General features: G+C 39.2%; 17 protein-coding genes. 16 read left to right on the forward strand and 1 reads right to left on the reverse strand.

All coding sequences use genetic code 11. The annotated features are described in order from the left end of the window. Nucleotides 1-27 precede the first annotated feature (27 nt). Nucleotides 28-681 (forward strand): DedA family protein, encoded by a 654-nt coding sequence (locus ACLCDL_RS07545; protein ID WP_423147675.1) that lies wholly within the window; start codon nucleotides 28-30, stop codon nucleotides 679-681. Here the strand turns inward: ACLCDL_RS07545 and ACLCDL_RS07550 are convergent. Next, on the reverse strand, nucleotides 678-1637 hold the full coding sequence (locus ACLCDL_RS07550) for a zinc dependent phospholipase C family protein (protein ID WP_423147676.1): 960 nt from the start codon (nucleotides 1635-1637) through the stop codon (nucleotides 678-680). The two genes, ACLCDL_RS07545 and ACLCDL_RS07550, sit on opposite strands and share 4 nt — an antisense overlap. Nucleotides 1638-1765: 128 nt before the next feature. On the opposite strand from ACLCDL_RS07550, the gene rpsT reads away from it, so the two are divergent. The 15 genes from rpsT (at nucleotide 1766) to ACLCDL_RS07625 (ending at nucleotide 16952) form a co-directional block, all read left to right on the forward strand. Beyond that, nucleotides 1766-2020: a 30S ribosomal protein S20 gene (rpsT, locus tag ACLCDL_RS07555; protein WP_423147677.1), complete on the forward strand. Its 255-nt coding sequence runs from the start codon at nucleotides 1766-1768 to the stop codon at nucleotides 2018-2020. An 80-nt stretch (nucleotides 2021-2100) separates the two neighbouring features. Beyond that, nucleotides 2101-2799: a RadC family protein gene (gene radC, locus ACLCDL_RS07560; RefSeq protein ID WP_423147678.1), complete on the forward strand. Its 699-nt coding sequence runs from the start codon at nucleotides 2101-2103 to the stop codon at nucleotides 2797-2799. A gap of 85 nt (nucleotides 2800-2884) precedes the next feature. Further along, on the forward strand, nucleotides 2885-5284 hold the full coding sequence (gene pheT, locus ACLCDL_RS07565; RefSeq protein ID WP_423147679.1) for a phenylalanine--tRNA ligase subunit beta: 2400 nt from the start codon (nucleotides 2885-2887) through the stop codon (nucleotides 5282-5284). Nucleotides 5285-5348: 64 nt separating this feature from the next. Continuing rightward, a complete protein-coding gene (locus tag ACLCDL_RS07570) occupies nucleotides 5349-5720 on the forward strand; it encodes a four helix bundle protein (RefSeq protein ID WP_423147680.1) in 372 nt (123 codons plus the stop codon). Nucleotides 5721-5771: 51 nt separating this feature from the next. Continuing rightward, nucleotides 5772-6059, forward strand: a complete 288-nt coding sequence (locus ACLCDL_RS07575) for a hypothetical protein (RefSeq protein ID WP_423147681.1) — start codon at nucleotides 5772-5774, stop codon at nucleotides 6057-6059. Between the two features lie 21 nt (nucleotides 6060-6080). After that, entirely contained in the window at nucleotides 6081-6371 is a 291-nt protein-coding gene (locus ACLCDL_RS07580) for a cell division protein ZapA (RefSeq protein WP_423147682.1), read from the forward strand. 216 nt (nucleotides 6372-6587) lie between these two features. Next, nucleotides 6588-8141 carry a ribonuclease Y gene (gene rny, locus ACLCDL_RS07585; protein ID WP_423147683.1) on the forward strand — a complete coding sequence of 518 codons (1554 nt, stop codon included), beginning with the start codon at nucleotides 6588-6590 and terminating at the stop codon, nucleotides 8139-8141. A gap of 156 nt (nucleotides 8142-8297) precedes the next feature. Then, nucleotides 8298-8609 (forward strand): hypothetical protein, encoded by a 312-nt coding sequence (locus tag ACLCDL_RS07590; protein ID WP_423147684.1) that lies wholly within the window; start codon nucleotides 8298-8300, stop codon nucleotides 8607-8609. Nucleotides 8610-8613: 4 nt separating this feature from the next. Further along, nucleotides 8614-9120: an Mpo1 family 2-hydroxy fatty acid dioxygenase gene (locus ACLCDL_RS07595; protein WP_423147685.1), complete on the forward strand. Its 507-nt coding sequence runs from the start codon at nucleotides 8614-8616 to the stop codon at nucleotides 9118-9120. A 139-nt stretch (nucleotides 9121-9259) separates the two neighbouring features. Beyond that, complete coding sequence (locus ACLCDL_RS07600) at nucleotides 9260-12031, forward strand: TonB-dependent receptor (protein WP_423147686.1); 2772 nt, start codon at nucleotides 9260-9262, stop codon at nucleotides 12029-12031. 87 nt (nucleotides 12032-12118) lie between these two features. Continuing rightward, nucleotides 12119-13576, forward strand: a complete 1458-nt coding sequence (locus ACLCDL_RS07605) for a hypothetical protein (protein ID WP_423147687.1) — start codon at nucleotides 12119-12121, stop codon at nucleotides 13574-13576. A gap of 393 nt (nucleotides 13577-13969) precedes the next feature. Beyond that, complete coding sequence (locus ACLCDL_RS07610) at nucleotides 13970-14284, forward strand: hypothetical protein (protein ID WP_423147688.1); 315 nt, start codon at nucleotides 13970-13972, stop codon at nucleotides 14282-14284. A 4-nt stretch (nucleotides 14285-14288) separates the two neighbouring features. Further along, nucleotides 14289-14663, forward strand: coding sequence for a hypothetical protein (locus tag ACLCDL_RS07615; protein WP_423147689.1), 375 nt, complete (start codon nucleotides 14289-14291; stop codon nucleotides 14661-14663). Between the two features lie 164 nt (nucleotides 14664-14827). Continuing rightward, entirely contained in the window at nucleotides 14828-16192 is a 1365-nt protein-coding gene (locus tag ACLCDL_RS07620) for a hypothetical protein (RefSeq protein WP_423147690.1), read from the forward strand. A gap of 187 nt (nucleotides 16193-16379) precedes the next feature. Further along, complete coding sequence (locus ACLCDL_RS07625) at nucleotides 16380-16952, forward strand: Crp/Fnr family transcriptional regulator (protein ID WP_423147691.1); 573 nt, start codon at nucleotides 16380-16382, stop codon at nucleotides 16950-16952. The last annotated feature ends 49 nt before the right edge of the window (nucleotides 16953-17001 follow it).

The following is a 17001-nucleotide window of genomic DNA, read 5'->3' on the forward strand; positions in this document are numbered from 1 at the left end:
ATTTTTGGCCAGCTTAAGCAAACTGTTTTGGAAATTATTTATTCAATAATCGACTTTGTATTACATATTGACAAACACCTGGTTGATATTGTTAATGCATACAGCACCTGGACTTATCTAATCCTTTTCTTTATAATCTTTGCCGAAACAGGATTTGTAGTTACGCCCTTTTTGCCAGGAGACTCGTTGCTCTTTGCAGCCGGTGCGTTGATTGCAAAGGGAGATACCGGGTTGAATATTTTTTTCATGGCAATATTGCTTGTATTTGCCGCGATTCTTGGAAATACTGTTAATTATTATCTCGGCAGCTTTTTGGGGGAAAGGGTTTTTAAACCTGAGAATAAAATACTGAAACTGGATTATTATTTGAAAACCCAGGAGTTTTTCAACAAGCATGGAGGGAAGGCAGTAATTTTCAGTCGCTTTTTACCTATTATACGCACTGTTGCTCCATTTGTGGCAGGAGTAGGAGCTATGCGTTTTGCTACATACACCACCTATAACGTTATCGGCGGGCTGTTATGGATTGTAAGTTTCCTGGCTTTAGGATATGTGTTCGGGAACATTCCGGTGATTAAAGATAACTTCACACTGGTGGTATTGGCCATCATCGTTCTTTCTGTTTTGCCTGCAATTTACGCGGCTGTCTCACCCAGGTTTAAAGGTAAGACCAATGCTTAATTTTCTTCCCGGCCTATAATTACTCCTTTTAGAAAAGCCTTTTCTGTTTTTTCGCTGCTGATTGTATCTGCAGCTAAAGCGGTTGGGGTAAATGCTTTCATTTTTGGCTGGCCTGCATCAATCCAGGCGGAGTACCAAAAACAGCCTACTGCCCTTATAGAAGACCGCATTTGTTTTTCAACCATTCCTCCCAATGCTTCGTGGTAGGCAAACGAGTATTCTTCTGAATATTGTTTTTCAATCTTTCCATTGCGGGATGAGAATGTGTATTTACGATCTGTAGGAAACGTTTTGCTTAAACGGGCCTCAATTTTTAATACCGAATCCTTTAATGTAAAAGTATGACGTACTATTTTCCAGGCTTCTTTAAGCGGGTCTTCAATGTAAACAGCTTTTCCTGTAAAGAAATTATAATCGGAAGAGAAAAGTTCAGGCAGGCGACTTTCCCAGAACGCATGGATGCCGGTTTGACCGGTAAGGTTGCCATTGTAGTTTTCTGTTGTATGTAAAGGAACATGGGCATCGGCTACATAATGTCCCAGATCGGAAGAGAGCTTCAGTATCCTGACAGAATCCCGGTTTTGAAAAGCTTTTACCAGTGAATAGTAAGTTCTTGTAATTTGCCAGGGAACAATACCGAAAGCTTCCAAAGTATCTGCTGAATATTTTTTAACAGCATCTTCCCACTTTACCGGCAGGCTGTCGAACGGGAATTGTCCGTAATGATCGGCATCTAAAAAATGCCGGGGAGCTTCCAGCGAATCGGCATACCTTCTTTTGTCCGGATCAACCGCATGCTCATTAATATAAGTTATGTTTCTTTTGTAGAATTGATTAAGAGCCGAAGGTAAGGTAAAAACTGCAAGCGTGTTGATTCTCTTGTGAGCAAAGAAGCCCCAGGAGGATAAAAAAAGAGTAAGAATTAACAGACTAAGGGCAAGTACTGTTCGTTTCATGGGAGAGCGTTTATATTTCTTGCTGATTTAATTTTAAATTCTGCTTGTATTTTAAAAAATAGCCTCCTATATTTGCATCCCGATATTTATCGGTACTTACAAAAATAATACGGAAAAAAAGCTTACAAATGGCAAATCATAAATCAGCGATTAAGAGAATCAGAGCAAATGCAACTAAGCGCTTACGTAACCGCTATCAGGCAAAAACCACTCGTAACGCAATAAAGAAATTACGTGCAACTACAACCAAATCAGAGGCAGCTCCGTTGCTGGTAAAAGTAGTTTCTATGCTTGATCGCCTTGCAAAAAAGAACGTTATCCATAAAAATAAAGCATCTAATAATAAATCCAAGTTAACAAAATTCGTTAACGCTTTACAGTAAAATATTTTCTTTTTATTTAAAAGGCATTGGGAAACCAATGCCTTTTTTGTTTTTATACGCTATTTTTTTAAATTTATGAAATGCAATTCGATAGCGACAGGATTACAATCAAAGCATGGGCTGAGGAAGACCGCCCCCGTGAAAAGCTGCTGTTACATGGCCGTAGGGCACTTACCGATGCTGAACTAATAGCCATTCTCATTGGCTCGGGCAGTAGAAACGAAACCGCGGTTGAATTAAGTAAACGTATTCTCCATGCTTCGGAGAATGACCTGAATAAGGTAGGAAAGCTATCAGTTGCAGAATTGTCGCGATTTAAGGGAATAGGCGAGGCAAAGGCAATTTCAATTATTGCAGCTTTAGAACTGGGCCGACGGAGAAAAGATACAGAAATAGAAAATGTAACTAAAATATCCGGGAGCAGGGATATTTATCAATTAATGAATCGCTATTTTAATGATTTGAACCATGAGGAGTTTTGGATTATCCTGCTCAACAGGGCTAATAAGGTGTTGTCACGCCATCTCATAAGTAAAGGAGGCCAGGCCGGAACCATTGCCGATCCGAAAATTATCTTTCAAACTGCGTTGGAGAACCATGCTGCATCAATTATTTTAACACATAATCATCCTTCAGGAAATTTGAAACCTAGTCAGTCCGATATTGCCTTAACTCAAAAACTGGTATCAGCTGGCAACATGCTTGATATAGGAGTTTTAGATCATTTAATTTTTTCCAATACCGGTTACTATAGTTTTGCCGACGAAGGCCTGCTCTAAGCCTTTAACTCTTTGCTCTCAGCTCTCCGCTTTTATTTAACTATTAGCCGTCAACTTCCTATCTTTGCGCTTCATTATAACAAGCATGAAGATTTCTTACAACTGGCTCAAAGAATTTATTAATATAGAAAAGACTCCCGAAGAAGTTTCACTCATCCTGACCAATATTGGTTTAGAGGTTGAAAGTCTGGAAAAAGTACAATCAGTGCCGGGGGGCTTGGAAGGGCTGGTTATAGGATTTGTAAAGGAATGTAGCCAGCATCCCAATGCAGATCGGTTAAAAGTGACAAAAGTTGATGTTGGCTCAGGAGAAGACTTACAGGTAGTTTGCGGAGCTTCAAATGTTGCCGCAGGGCAAAAGGTAGTTGTGGCAACCGTAGGGACAACAGTTTATCCAACTTCGGGTGAGCCTTTTAAGATAAATAAGTCGAAAATTCGCGGAGAAGTTTCTGAAGGAATGATCTGCGCAGAAGACGAAATCGGGCTGGGGCAATCGCATGCAGGGATCATGGTGCTTTCTGAAGACGCTGTACCAGGAACCAAAGCGAAAGCGTATTTTAAAATAGAAGACGATTACCTTTTTGAAATAGGGTTAACTCCCAATCGTGCAGATGCAGCTTCGCACTTAGGTGTTGCCAGAGATCTGGCAGCATGGTTAAAAATTTCGGTAAAATTGCCGGATGTTTCCGGCTTTAAAAAGGGAGACACCAATTTATCCGTTCCGGTTTCAGTTGAAAATGAAGCGGCATGCCCGCGATATACCTCACTTACTATATCAGGGGTTGAAGTAAAAGATTCTCCCGACTGGCTGAAAAACAAACTGAATGTAATTGGTGTCCGCCCAATTAATAACGTGGTAGATATTACCAATTATGTTTTACATGAACTAGGACAGCCGCTACACGCTTTTGACGCCGACGGTATTAAAGGCGGAAAAGTAGTAGTTAAAAATTGTGTGGAAGGAACACCTTTCACAACTCTGGATGGAGTTGAACGCAAGCTGTCTCAGGAAGATCTGATGATTTGTGACCAGGAAAACGCACTGTGTATAGCCGGTGTTTTCGGCGGTGAAGATTCAGGGATTAAATCAGGTACTAAAAATGTTTTCCTTGAAAGCGCTTATTTTAATCCGGTTTCCATTCGTAAAACATCCAAGCGCCATGGTTTAAAAACAGATGCGTCGTTTCGCTTTGAACGCGGTGCCGATCCTGAAATTACAGTACTGGCTATTAAAAGAGCGGCTCAGTTGATTACAGAAATTGCAGGCGGTACGGTATCATCCGATATAAACGATTTTTATCCGAACCCATTTAAGCCTTTTGCTGTAACGCTTGAATATAAGAATGTAGCCCGATTAATTGGACAGCAGATCCCGGCTTCAGAAATAAAAGCTATTTTGCAGGGTTTAGGGATAAAAATACTGGAGGAAAATGAAGAATCGCTTCGTCTTTCTGTTCCCGTTTTTAAAGTAGATGTAACACGGGAAGTGGATGTTATAGAAGAGATTCTGCGGATATATGGTTATAACAACATCGAAATCCCCGCACAGATAAGGGCTTCTTTAAACTTTGCTGCCAAGCCGGATAAAGAAGTGGTTCAGAACCAGGTTTCAGATATGCTAACCGCAAATGGGTTTTTTGAGATACTTACCAATTCGCTTACTAAATCCGCTTATTCCGAAGATCCTGATCAATTGGTTAAAATCCTTAATCCATTAAGCAGTGATTTGGATAGCATGCGCCAGTCTTTATTGTTTAGCGGCCTGGAAACTATTTCATATAATCAAAACCGGCAGCAGGGCGATCTGAAACTATATGAATTCGGAAAAACGTACTTTACTACTCACGAGGGTTATAAGGAATCGCAGCGGCTGGCCTTGTTTTTAACAGGATTTCTTTCAGGCGAAAGCTGGAGCGGGCCGCAGACTGCAGGTAACTTTTACAATTTAAAAGCTTTTGTCGATGGTGTTTTGCAGCGATTAAACATCGGAGATATAAATGCCGACGATTTGCAGGATACAAAGTTTTCTTACGGCCTGAATTATAAAAAAGGAGAGAAGGTTTTAGTCGCATTTGGGAGTGTAAATAAACAGGAGCTTAAGAAAATGGGCATAGAAAAAGAAGTTTTTTATGCTGATTTTGATTGGGATCTGGTATTAAAAAGCATAAGAAAAAATAAAATCGTATATAAAGAGATTTCACGTTTTCCTTCAGTCCGCAGAGACCTTTCCATGCTTCTTGATAAATCTGTTTCCTTTGGCCGATTAAAACAAATTGCGCAAAAAACAGAGCGAAAACTACTTCAGGATATACGTATTTTTGATGTTTACGAAGGCGAAAAACTTCCTGCCGGCAAGAAATCATATGCCCTTAGCTTTATACTTCAGGATGAAGAGAAAACGCTTACCGATAAACAAATTGATGGCATAATGCAGAAATTAATTTTTAATTTCGAGAAAGAAGCAGGCGCAGAAGTGAGGAAGTAAACTTAATTAATTAATGATTGATTGAAGGATAGATGGATTGATTCCTGCTGTAACCAATATTAAAATGGATAAAATTCAATTTGCAGAGCAATTCAAAAAAAGGACAAAAAAATTTGTTATAGATAATATAAGTCTCTTTCAGTCTTTACCTAAAACTGATGAAGCCCGAATCATAGGGAAACAATTATTAAGGTCTTCTTCTTCGGTTGGAGCTAATTATCGGGCGGCATGCAGAGCGAGATCCCAGGCAGAATTTTTCTCAAAATTATCCACCGTGGTTGAAGAAGCAGATGAATCGGCATTTTGGATGGAAGTCCTTGCAGATGCGCATATTGTAGATATTGAGAAAATTAATAATCTTTTAAGCGAAGCTAATGAAATACTGAAAGTAGTTGCAACTGCAAGAAAAAGTATATCTATGGGAAAAAAGAAGTGATTGTTTCATTTACTCAATCAATCATTCCATCAATAAATCACTCATTAATGTATGTCTACAGCAAACCAACTGAATTCCATAATTGACAGAACTCAACAATTAATAGAGTTAAGTAAAACTTTGCAGGAAGAGAATGCCTTGCTTAAGCAGGAGAATAAATCTTTGAAAGCATTGGCCGAATCGGGAAAGGCAAGAGTTGAAGAGCTGGAAGAAAAGTTGAAAGTCGTAAAATTAGCCCGTTCATTAGAAGGAGCTAACGAAAAAACTCTTGACATAAAGCAAAAAATTAACGAATTTGTGCGGGAAATAGATAAGTGTATTGTGTTGCTTAAAAAGTAATACAAGTGAAACTAAGCTCAAATGGGAGAAATCTCAATTAAAATAAATATTGCTGACCGGGTTTATCCGCTAAAGATAAACATGGAAGAGGAGGAAATAGTTCGGCGGGCTGCTAAATTGATAAATGACCGTATAAAAGAATATCAGGAAAATTATGCGGTTCGTGATAAACAGGATTTGCTTTCAATGTGTGTACTGCATTATGCCACCACTACATTAAAGGCAGAGAAAAAAGTTATGAATGAAGATACAGACGTGGCGGAAAAAGTTTATCAATTGGATCAATTGCTGAAAGATTTTTTCGCAAAGTAATATAGTTCTTTGTATATTTATGAGCGTTAAAGATTTAACCGCAGTTAAATTTTTAAGTTTCACTATTTAAAACTTAACACTTCAATATCAGAAGAGTTAAAAGGTTAGGTCATCGGTTAACCGGTTGGACCGGCGCCAGAACTCGAAGCCTGTAAGATGAAGTTTATAATACATGAAGCTTAAATTTTTAGTTGCGGTTTTTTATTATCAGATTTTATGGAAATAATACTATACATTTTTTTAGGATTGGCGGTCGGAGTAGTGATCGGGCGTTTTATGCTCCGGTCTTTACTTAAAAACCAGGAGATAGCTGCTCAGAATAAGGTTAAAAAGATTTTAAAAGATGCAGAGAATAATGCGGAAATATTAAAAAAGAACAAGCTTCTTGAAGCAAAGGAAAAGTTTCTGCAAATGAAGGCCGAACATGAGCAGGAAGTAAATTCACGCAATAATACCGTTCAGCAGAAAGAAAATACGATTAAGCAGAAGGAGCAATCGTTAAATCAGCGCCTGGAGAATGTAAACAGGAAAGAAGCTGATTTGGACAACACCAGGAAGAATCTGGAAAAACAGATAGAAGTTGCCCAGAAAAAACAGGAAGAAGTAGAGCAACTGAAAAATCAGCACATCAGGCAACTGGAAACTATTGCCGGCCTTTCTGCCGAAGAAGCAAGAAATCAACTGATTGATACACTTAGGGAAGAGGCCCGTACCCAGGCAATGATCCAGATTAAGGATGTTGTTGATGAGGCGAAGCTTACAGCTGCTAAAGAAGCCAAAAAAGTAGTTATTCAAACTATTCAGCGTACAGCAACCGAAGCGGCAATTGAAAATACAGTTTCTATCTTCAATATTGAAAATGACGAAATAAAAGGCCGTGTAATTGGCCGTGAAGGCCGGAACATTCGGGCGCTTGAAGCTGCAACCGGGGTAGAAATCATTGTGGATGATACTCCTGAAGCAATTATACTTTCAGGCTTTGACCCGGTTCGCCGCGAAATTGCCAGGTTGGCCCTTCACCGCCTTGTTACCGATGGCCGTATCCATCCTGCACGTATTGAAGAAGTAGTTGCTAAAACAAAAAAGCAAATTGAAGAAGAGATCGTGGAAATAGGCGAACGTACTGTGATCGATCTTGGTATTCATGGCCTGCATCCGGAACTGATACGTATGGTAGGAAGAATGCGCTATCGTTCTTCTTACGGACAAAATTTATTGCAGCACTCACGAGAAGTGGCTAATTTTTGCGCAACCATGGCTGCGGAGTTAGGATTGAATGTTAAACTTGCTAAAAGAGCAGGACTTTTACATGATATAGGAAAAGTGCCTGACGATAATCCCGAATTACCTCACGCAATTTTAGGGATGCAGCTGGCTGAAAAATATAAAGAACACCCGGAAGTGTGTAATGCAATAGGAGCGCACCACGACGAAATCGAAATGACTTCCATGATATCTCCGATTATCCAGGCTTGCGACGCTATTTCAGGTGCCCGTCCCGGAGCACGACGTGAGGTGGTGGAAAGTTATATCAAACGATTGAAAGAGCTCGAAGAACTTGCACTTTCTTATCCCGGCGTAGAAAAAACATTTGCTATTCAGGCAGGCCGCGAATTACGTGTAGTAGTTGAAAGCGAACGGGTAAATGATGCGCAGGCGGAGATTCTGGCTACCGATATTTCAAACCGTATTCAAACTGAAATGACCTATCCGGGCCAGATAAAAGTTACCGTAATCCGTGAAACGAGGTCGGTCTCTTACGCTAAATAGGAAAGTTAAACAAATTTGCAGGATTGGTTCAACTTGAACCAGTAGAAGCTCTTGTGAGTAGAAATGATATTCTGGAATAGCGACGGAATATCTTCTTCCTTTGGATGCCGATTATAAAACATAATTATATTTTTTATATTTATAATTAAAAGCAATATGGAAGCAACCCTTAAATATAAAGTAGCTGAAATCTTAACGAAGTATAATTTTTCGAAAGATGATGCTTCTTTTATTTCAGATGTTCTCAGTGAAATTGACGATAAGCAAAATCATAAGTTCGAGGTAAGTAAAGATTTGTTCCTTACTCAAAAAGATAAAGTGGAGTTAATAGAAAAAATTAAAGATGTAGAAATCAGCTTATCGGATAAAATCGCTAACCTGCATAAATCCATTTTTATTGTTGGAGTTATTCAGTTTTTAGCCATTGTCGGTTCTGTACTGGCTATCTTCAATTTTATGCTTAAATAATTGCATGAAAAAAACTCCGGCTTTACGCCCAATTGATAAGCTTTTTACTCAGTATTCTTTATCCCATCAAAACCCCGTTAATAAATTAATTCATTGGTTTTGTGTTCCGCTGATCATGTTTAGCTTGTTGGGCCTGGTTTGGTCCGCTCCCTTTCCTTACTTGTCTTTTCTCGGAAAATACAACGGATTTGTAAACTGGGCTACCTTCCTCATAGCATTTGCAGGATATTATTATTACAGGCTATCGCCGGTTTTATGCTATGCCTATATCCTGTTAATTTTCGCGTTTTCGGCAGGGATAGTTGGCCTTGAAAAACTTCGCGACAATCATGGCTGGCCACAAGTTTGGGTAGTTTGTTTGGGTATATTTATTCTTTCGTGGATAGGACAGTTCATAGGGCATAAAATAGAAGGAAAAAAGCCATCGTTTTTAGATGACCTGAAGTTTTTATTGGTTGGCCCTTTATGGCTGCTTCATTTTGTGTTTAAAAAGTTTGGGGTGCGGTATTAGTTTCGCCGTAAATCCGCTTTTGTACTCATTCTCAACTGCTTTAATATTAGCTTAACATTTATATCACCTTTCCTTAATTGCTGTGTAATATTGAGGTAACATTCCGGTAATACTTTTGCTCAAATTAAATCGAGCAAGAGTGAAAAAAAGTTTTATTTCAAAAATTTTATGTCTGCTTTTTATTGTTAGTATTCATGTAAATGAAGCTTACGCACAGGCAGGAAAGTTAGTTGGAAAAGTAACAGATGAAAAAACAGGTGAAACCTTAATAGGACTTACTGTTAAAATTGAAGGGATAACGGGAGGGACATCAACTGATTTGGACGGGAAATTTGTATTCAATTCATTAAAGCCCGGTAAATACAGCCTGAATTTCTCCTATGTGGGCTACCAGCCAAAAAGAATTACAGATGTAACAGTTAGTGCCGGCAATGCAACTACACTGGATGTTATTATGCAGCAGGCTTCAAGTAAAATGCTTGCAGAGGTGGTAGTAACAGCGAGTTACAAACAGGCAACTGTAAACGCTTTGTATGCCCAGCAAAAAAACAGGGCGGGTATCTCAGACGGAGTTTCATCCGAAACTATAAAAAGAAGCCCGGATAAAAATACTGGCGAAGTACTTAAACGCGTAAGCGGCACAACCATCCAGGATAATAAATTTGTAGTAGTGCGGGGCTTGAGCGACCGCTATAATACAGCAATGCTTGATAATGCCACTTTGCCAAGTACCGAACCTAACCGGAAAGCATTTTCGTTTGATATTGTTCCGTCAAACCTGATAGATAATATTATAGTAAGCAAAACCGCCACACCTGATTTACCAGGTGATTTTGCGGGAGGTGCCGTACAGATCACTACAAATGACATTCCTTCGAAAGATTTTACTACCATTGGTGCCGGCTGGGGATACAATACTCAGTCGACATTTAATAATTTCTATTATGGCCCCCGTAATGCGAGCGATTTTTTAGGGTTTGCTGATCCTAACCGGCAATTGCCTTCTGGGTTTCCGGCCAATACAAATCAAACCATCAATCTGAACCCGCAGCAGAATATTTCTGCTTTGCGGTCTATGCCTGCTGATTGGAAGCTATATTCCGGAAATGCGGCTCCTAATCAAAATTATCAGTTTACTCTTGGACGAGTAAAAGAGCTTTCCGGTGATAATGGACGCCTCGGTGCGGTACTATCTTTAACGTACCGCAATTCTCAAAACAGCATCGGCAATCAGCGCCGAAACTACTGGGAGTATAATTACCAGGATGACCAGAACGTTTTCAGCACTGCAATAGGTGGACTTGCAAATTTTGGCTATACCAAAGGACGCAACAAGTTCACCTTTAAAAATATTTATAACCGGATATTTGATGATAAGTTCACTTATCGTACAGGGATAAACAACAGTGCGGGCAGCGAGGTAAAATATTATGCCTTCGATCTGCTTCAAAAAAGCCTGTTTAAATCTACACTGGAAGGCGAGCACAAAATAGGCGATAAGAGCAGCAAGATTAACTGGAACATCGCTTACAGCAACATCATGAATGATCAGCCCGATCAGCGTAAAATAAGTTACCTGAGACAGGCCGGTTCCGGTAATCCTTTTGCTGCAAGCAATACCAGCATCGGGAAAGAGAACAACCGCCTTTTTTCAGACCTTTCGGAAAATATTTACTCATCAGGAGTTAATTATACTGCTCCGGCAAAAATGTTCAACCAAACCGCTAATCTGAAATTTGGTGCAGGAGCACAATACCGGGAACGGGACTTTCAGGCACGCCTCCTGGGTTTGGTTCTGGATAATAACTATGCCAACGCAAACGACATACGAACGCTTCCCGTTACACAATTGTATAGCCAGGAACTGATAAACTCGGGAGCCTATCGCCTGGATGAAATATCCAACAATTCGGATAAATACAATGCTAACTCTTTAACAGGATTCGCGTATGGTATGTTGGATGACCGTTTAAATGAAAAAGTACGGATCGTGTGGGGTGTACGGGCAGAAAGCTTTAATTTAAACCTGAATTCCGCTACCGTAACCAATGCTCCAATGAATTTGAGCCGTTCGTATCTGAATTTGCTGCCATCTGTAAACTTCACGTACAGCTTAAATCCCAAATCTAACTTCAGGGCATCGTATTACAGAACACTGGCTCGTCCGGAATTCCGCGAACTTGCTCCTTTCTCTTACTACGATTACGAAGCTTTGGGGACAGTTTCTGGTAATGCAAATTTGAAACCAACTTCTATTGATAACGCCGACCTGCGCTATGAAATATACCCTTCGGCAGGGCAGATACTTTCGGTTTCGGTATTTTACAAGCGATTTAAAAACGCCATTGAGCCAAGCATCTACGATGTGAATTCCACTCCCGACTTTTCATTCTTTAATACTAAAGAGGCAACCAGTTTTGGTGCCGAGCTGGAAGTCAGGAAGTCGCTTGATTTCTTAGGTGCAAAGAATACCACCGCATATACCAATCTTTCCGTAATACATTCGAAGGTTTCCAATCCGTCTGACCAGGACTACCTGGAAAAAGAACGCTTTATGGTGGGGCAATCTCCGTTTGTGATTAACGCAGGTTTGATGCACACCGCTTTTCACGACCGCCTTACATTAAACGCATTGTACAACAGGGTAGGGCGGCGCATAACTCGTGCCGGCGGTATCCGGTTTGGAAGTATATGGGAGAACCCGAGAAACGTTATAGACCTAACCGCCGGCTATAAACTGCTGAAGAATAAGGCCGAGATCAAATTGGGATTGAATGACTTGCTGAACGAAGATTATATTTTCTATTTTGATAATAACGGCGATAAGAAATACTCTGGTTCTTCTGATGAGATCTTCTCACGTTACGGAATAGGGCGCAATGCTTCCTTAACATTTATTTATTCTTTCTAAATACTCAGTTAACAAATTCATAATAGTAAGGACACGATGGCTTAAAGTTCATCGTGTTCCTTTGCCTCAACAAAAACAATTAATATAATGAAAGTGAGAAAATTTATTATTCCGGCATTAGTAGGCCTGGCATTATTTACCGGTTCCTGTTCCAAAAATGAAGTTGTTGACCCTGTTGATGGCGGAACCACACCAACAGGAAATGTAGTGGAGGTTACAGGCGATATTAAAACAGCAACTACCTGGAAAGCAGATAAGATTTATTTATTAAAAGGCTTTGTTTTTGTTACAGATGGAGCGGAGCTGACCATCGAACCCGGAACAATTATCAAAGGCGATAAAGCAACTAAAGGTACGCTGATTGTAACACGCGGATCAAAAATCAACGCGGTTGGAACAGCAGAACAGCCTATTGTTTTCACTTCGAACCTGGGAGCAGGCGCCCGTCGTGAAGGAGACTGGGGAGGTATAATTATTTTAGGAAAAGCTCCGGTAAACCAGGGAACCGATGTTAAAATTGAAGGCGGGCTTACTCCAACAGGTAACGGCGATGAGAAGAAATATATTTCATACGGTGGCACCGATGCTGCCGACAATTCAGGTAAACTGAAGTACGTTCGTATTGAGTTTGGCGGTATTTCTTTCTCTCCTGATAATGAAATCAATGGCCTTACATTGGGCGGTGTTGGTTCGGGTACTGAAATTGATTATGTTCAGGTTTACCGTTCGGGGGATGACTCTTTTGAGTTTTTCGGTGGAACTGTAAATGCGAAACACTTATTGGCAATTGGTTCATGGGATGATGATTTCGATACTGATTTCGGTTATTCAGGAAAAATTCAGTTTGCACTTTCTCAACGTTATCCAACGGTAGCTGATATCTCCGGATCTAACGGTTTTGAGTCTGATAACGATGGTTCAGGGTCAGATAAAACGCCGCAAACCAGCGCTGTTTTTTCTAACGTGACTATTTTAGGCCCGCTTAAAAGCGGAAGCAAACTGAGTGATGTTAATCAGAACTTTCAGCATGCGGTACAAATTCGCAGAAACTCGGCAATAAGCGCTTATAACTCTGTATTTGTCGGATACACCGAAGGCGTTTATATCGATGCTTCTAAAGTAACTACTCCAAAATCAACCATTGAGAATTACTTACAGGGAAGATTAGGTTTTGCAAATAACCTGGTGTTGGGCGCTAATATTAAAGGAAACGAGGTAAAAGGAGACAACGCGGATAACAAAGCGCTATTTGAAACCGCTTTACGGACTGCTAATACATTTGATGCAAGCCTGTTAGCAGATGCGGTGATGACCGATCCCTACAAATACGCTTCAGACTTTAAAAACCCCGGTACGCCTAACTTTACAGTTAAAACCGGTTCTGCAGCCGCTTCCGGTGCTAAATTTACCGACGCTAAAGTAGCCGATGCGTTTTTTGAGAAAGTAGATTACCGCGGTGCATTCGGTACAACAGACTGGTCTGCCGGATGGGCGAACTTCGATCCACAAACTTTACCTTACGATGCGCCCGGTAAAGTGAAATAATTTAATTTACCTTTAAAAAGTGAAAGTCCTGCCAGCGCAGGACTTTTTTATTTTATAGCCTGGTGTTCTTAAAGTGCTTGCAATTAGCAGGATAAATAAGTAATTATGTTTTAATATTTTTAGTTTCGTACACCTTCCTATATGAAAATATGTGAAGGTGTGCGTAAAGCCAATCGTTAGCTGCCATTTGACTTAAACTATAAAAAGCTTATGAGTTTAAACGATATAAAACATCCTATTCTGTACTCTACAATGAGTACACTTGCTTATAACATCAACAAACGCTACTATAATGACTTACATTATCTGTGGTGCACTCCTTATTTTGGTTCGGATTATTTGTCACCACACTTCACTGTCCCCCCAAGCTCATCTCCTATTGAAATATACAACATGTTCAAGAAAGAGATAGACGGTGCAGATTTGCATAACACAAAAATTAAATTAAATAGAAAAGGGATTAGGAAAGGGGCTGATCACGCACTTAAAGCTGGAAAAATAACTCAGGAACAACATGATGAGATCATAACGATCTCAAAAAAGGCTACGAATGAACAATTTAGACCATTATTGTGCATCATTCCTCGTCTCGAAGCTGTTCCATTTTATCAGAAGGTTGATATCAAAGACAGAGCGAATCCACTTTCACATGAATATATTCTTTCAAATATTCCACACACATTATTTGACATAATTAAAATAGGTTAACTATATGCAAAACTTAGAGGAAATCCTATCGGGTTATGACGCTGTTAGCAAAAGAAGCGCACTTTATTATTTAACGCGTTATGTAAAACAGGCTGCAGTTTTTCACGAGTATGAAAAAGACATATTTGTTGAAGCTCATGGTAGTGAGCCAAGTGATGAAATAAAAGCATTGACAATAAAGCTGATTGAAGCTGTAGAAAAGAAAGCAGGGAAAAAAGCGAAGGACTTTTCAGATGAAGAGTTTGGTAACTGGATGGACACAATTTCTGATATTGAAGATGGAATTGATGAAGAGCCATCCCAAGAACAAATTGCTAAAGCTTTATCAGAATTAGATAGATTTTCAATTCCCACAAATAAAGAGCAAAACGACAGCTAACGGTGTGTTTATAAAATTGTGGCTGGACGTTAAGCATTCGACTTTAAATTACTATTTTGCTTTTGTGGTTAATTGAAACGGAAGTTTTTTCAAATGCCACAACTTCATAAATACTTTTACATTGGCAGCAAGCAGTCGCCTAAAAATTACCAAGACTAATAAATATGAACCAGCAAACCGTTCAAAGTATCATTTCTACTTGTGGGCAATTCGAGAATGTAAATTATGAGGACCTAGTTTCAAGAGTTTATCCAGATAGAACTGATTTGGAAAACATTCAACTGTCCCAGTTAAGCTTAGGTGAGTTTATTTATCTGACAAAAAGAATAGTCCCTCAATTTGTAGCTGCTGTAAATGATAGAGAAATTGCAATGATACTTCCTCTAGTCTACAATCATGGCCAGTTTGGTAATGCTCAGGTAGATACTCAGCTGCAAAATCTTTTAAACTATACAAATCAGGCAAATTTTCCCTCTGCCGAACAGTTTCTATTATGGTTAGTAAATTATCAAGTTGAAAATGGAATATATTCCAAAACAGGCAAGAAACCATCTGAGACACTAAGTGCCTCACTGAATGCTCTTGCAGAAAAATTGAACTTAACTCAGCAGAGTATTTCTAATAAACAAAAAGAAGTAGAAGCATTATACAAAAGCTTAGAAACGTCAAATAAGGAAATCCAGAACTTAATAACACAAAAAAGAGAGGAATTAAATCAGATAACCACAAATCTGACAACTAGCAATTCGCAAGCATCACAAATAGCAGAGCTTTTGAATAGAGCTACTGAGCAAAATTCTAGGCTTAATTCTATACTTGAACAGCAGGAGCAAAATAAGCAACAGTCAGACAAAAAGTTCAAAGATTTGCAAGGGACATATTCTGAAACTAATGCCAAACTAGACGAGAATATAAAAACTATCCTCTCACAAATCGACGTATTCAATCAACAAGTAACCACCAATCAAGGACACTTAGAGTTTGTAGAAAGTAAAAAGGAGTTCTTTGATGAGAGGATAAAGTATTTAGAGAACCTCATTGGTCGTGAAGTTGGAGCGTCGCTCTTTGAAACTTTCAAGCAAAGGAAAGTAGAGCTACACAAGTCTGTTGATTTTTGGCGTTGGGCTGTTCCTGTTATGGCTGTAGCTACGATAATATGGATTTTCTTTTTATTCTCAAGACAGACAGATATACATGAGATTAACCTTTGGTGGCAAGCATTTGCAGTGAACACTTTGAAATCCATTCCAGCTATTTTTCTTTTACTCTTCGCAATTAATCAGTATAGGAAAGAAAGAAATTTTCAGGAGGAATATGCTTTTAAATCAGCGGTAGCTTTGACTATTGATGCATATTCAAGTAGATTGAACGACTTAACAAACAAGGATAAGCTTATTATGGAAGCTGTTCTGAGCGTCTACAAAACACCTATCGAAGAAAGGCTTGCGGAAAAAATAAAAACAAAGACTGCTATGGAAACAATGAAAACCATGGTAGATACAACAAGAGAACTTGTTAAAGGCAAGTAAATTCCTAATCCAGCCAGCTGCCAACATTGGGTTTGCAATATGGTAGCTGACGAAAAAGTGCCGAACAATTGAACTTTATTCAATTATACCAATAAATTTAAGCTGATGGATTCCCGAATGCCACCACATCGCAAACCCGGTTAACGTTATCTTTAATCTTAAAACCAACACTCCAAATACCCAATAGTTGAATACTTTTAAAAAACATATAGACAAATTCGTACAAGTTTCTAACGGTGAATTCGAAGAAATTAAAAAATTCTTTGACACGAAAGATGTGGTTAAAAAAGAAAACTTATTAGAGGAAGGACAAATTTGCAGGCATCATTATTTTGTATTGAACGGCTTGCTAAGGAAGTTTTACATCAATGAAAAAGGCGTTGAACAAACCACTGAATTTGCCATAGAAACCTGGTGGATGACCGACAACATTGCTTACGAACACAAAATTCCTTCAGAATTTTATATTCAGGCCGTGGAAAATTCTGAGATACTTTATATCACACAGGACAATCAGGAAAAACTATTAAAAGCATTTCCGATAATGGAGCGCTATTTTCGTTTTGTTTACCAGCGGGCTTATGCAGCGGCCCAAGTACGTTTCAAATATCTTTTCTCACTTAGCAAAGAAGAATTTTATTTTCAATCGGTTAAAAGGTATCCCGAATTTGCCCAACGTATTCCCCAATACTTACTCGCTTCATTTTTAGGATTTACCCCCGAATATCTAAGCGAAATCCGTAAGAAGCGCATTTCTTAAACCAGTTTAAGTTTTATCGTTTTCTCATTTTTCACTTTTGCATTGAACA

It is taken from the genome of Rubrilithobacter danxiaensis (assembly GCF_047272945.1).
GTDB classification, from domain to species: Bacteria; Bacteroidota; Bacteroidia; order Sphingobacteriales; family Sphingobacteriaceae; genus Rubrolithibacter; species Rubrolithibacter danxiaensis.

Coding starts and splice junctions, on each gene's coding strand:
- ACLCDL_RS07550 (WP_423147676.1), bottom strand. CDS start 1,637: ATGAAACGAACAGTACTTGCCCTTAGTCTGTTAATTCTTACTCTTTTT.
- rpsT (WP_423147677.1), top strand. CDS start 1,766: ATGGCAAATCATAAATCAGCGATTAAGAGAATCAGAGCAAATGCAACT.
- radC (WP_423147678.1), top strand. CDS start 2,101: ATGCAATTCGATAGCGACAGGATTACAATCAAAGCATGGGCTGAGGAA.
- pheT (WP_423147679.1), top strand. CDS start 2,885: ATGAAGATTTCTTACAACTGGCTCAAAGAATTTATTAATATAGAAAAG.
- ACLCDL_RS07570 (WP_423147680.1), top strand. CDS start 5,349: ATGGATAAAATTCAATTTGCAGAGCAATTCAAAAAAAGGACAAAAAAA.
- ACLCDL_RS07575 (WP_423147681.1), top strand. CDS start 5,772: ATGTCTACAGCAAACCAACTGAATTCCATAATTGACAGAACTCAACAA.
- ACLCDL_RS07580 (WP_423147682.1), top strand. CDS start 6,081: ATGGGAGAAATCTCAATTAAAATAAATATTGCTGACCGGGTTTATCCG.
- rny (WP_423147683.1), top strand. CDS start 6,588: ATGGAAATAATACTATACATTTTTTTAGGATTGGCGGTCGGAGTAGTG.
- ACLCDL_RS07590 (WP_423147684.1), top strand. CDS start 8,298: ATGGAAGCAACCCTTAAATATAAAGTAGCTGAAATCTTAACGAAGTAT.
- ACLCDL_RS07595 (WP_423147685.1), top strand. CDS start 8,614: ATGAAAAAAACTCCGGCTTTACGCCCAATTGATAAGCTTTTTACTCAG.
- ACLCDL_RS07605 (WP_423147687.1), top strand. CDS start 12,119: ATGAAAGTGAGAAAATTTATTATTCCGGCATTAGTAGGCCTGGCATTA.
- ACLCDL_RS07610 (WP_423147688.1), top strand. CDS start 13,970: ATGTTCAAGAAAGAGATAGACGGTGCAGATTTGCATAACACAAAAATT.
- ACLCDL_RS07615 (WP_423147689.1), top strand. CDS start 14,289: ATGCAAAACTTAGAGGAAATCCTATCGGGTTATGACGCTGTTAGCAAA.
- ACLCDL_RS07620 (WP_423147690.1), top strand. CDS start 14,828: ATGAACCAGCAAACCGTTCAAAGTATCATTTCTACTTGTGGGCAATTC.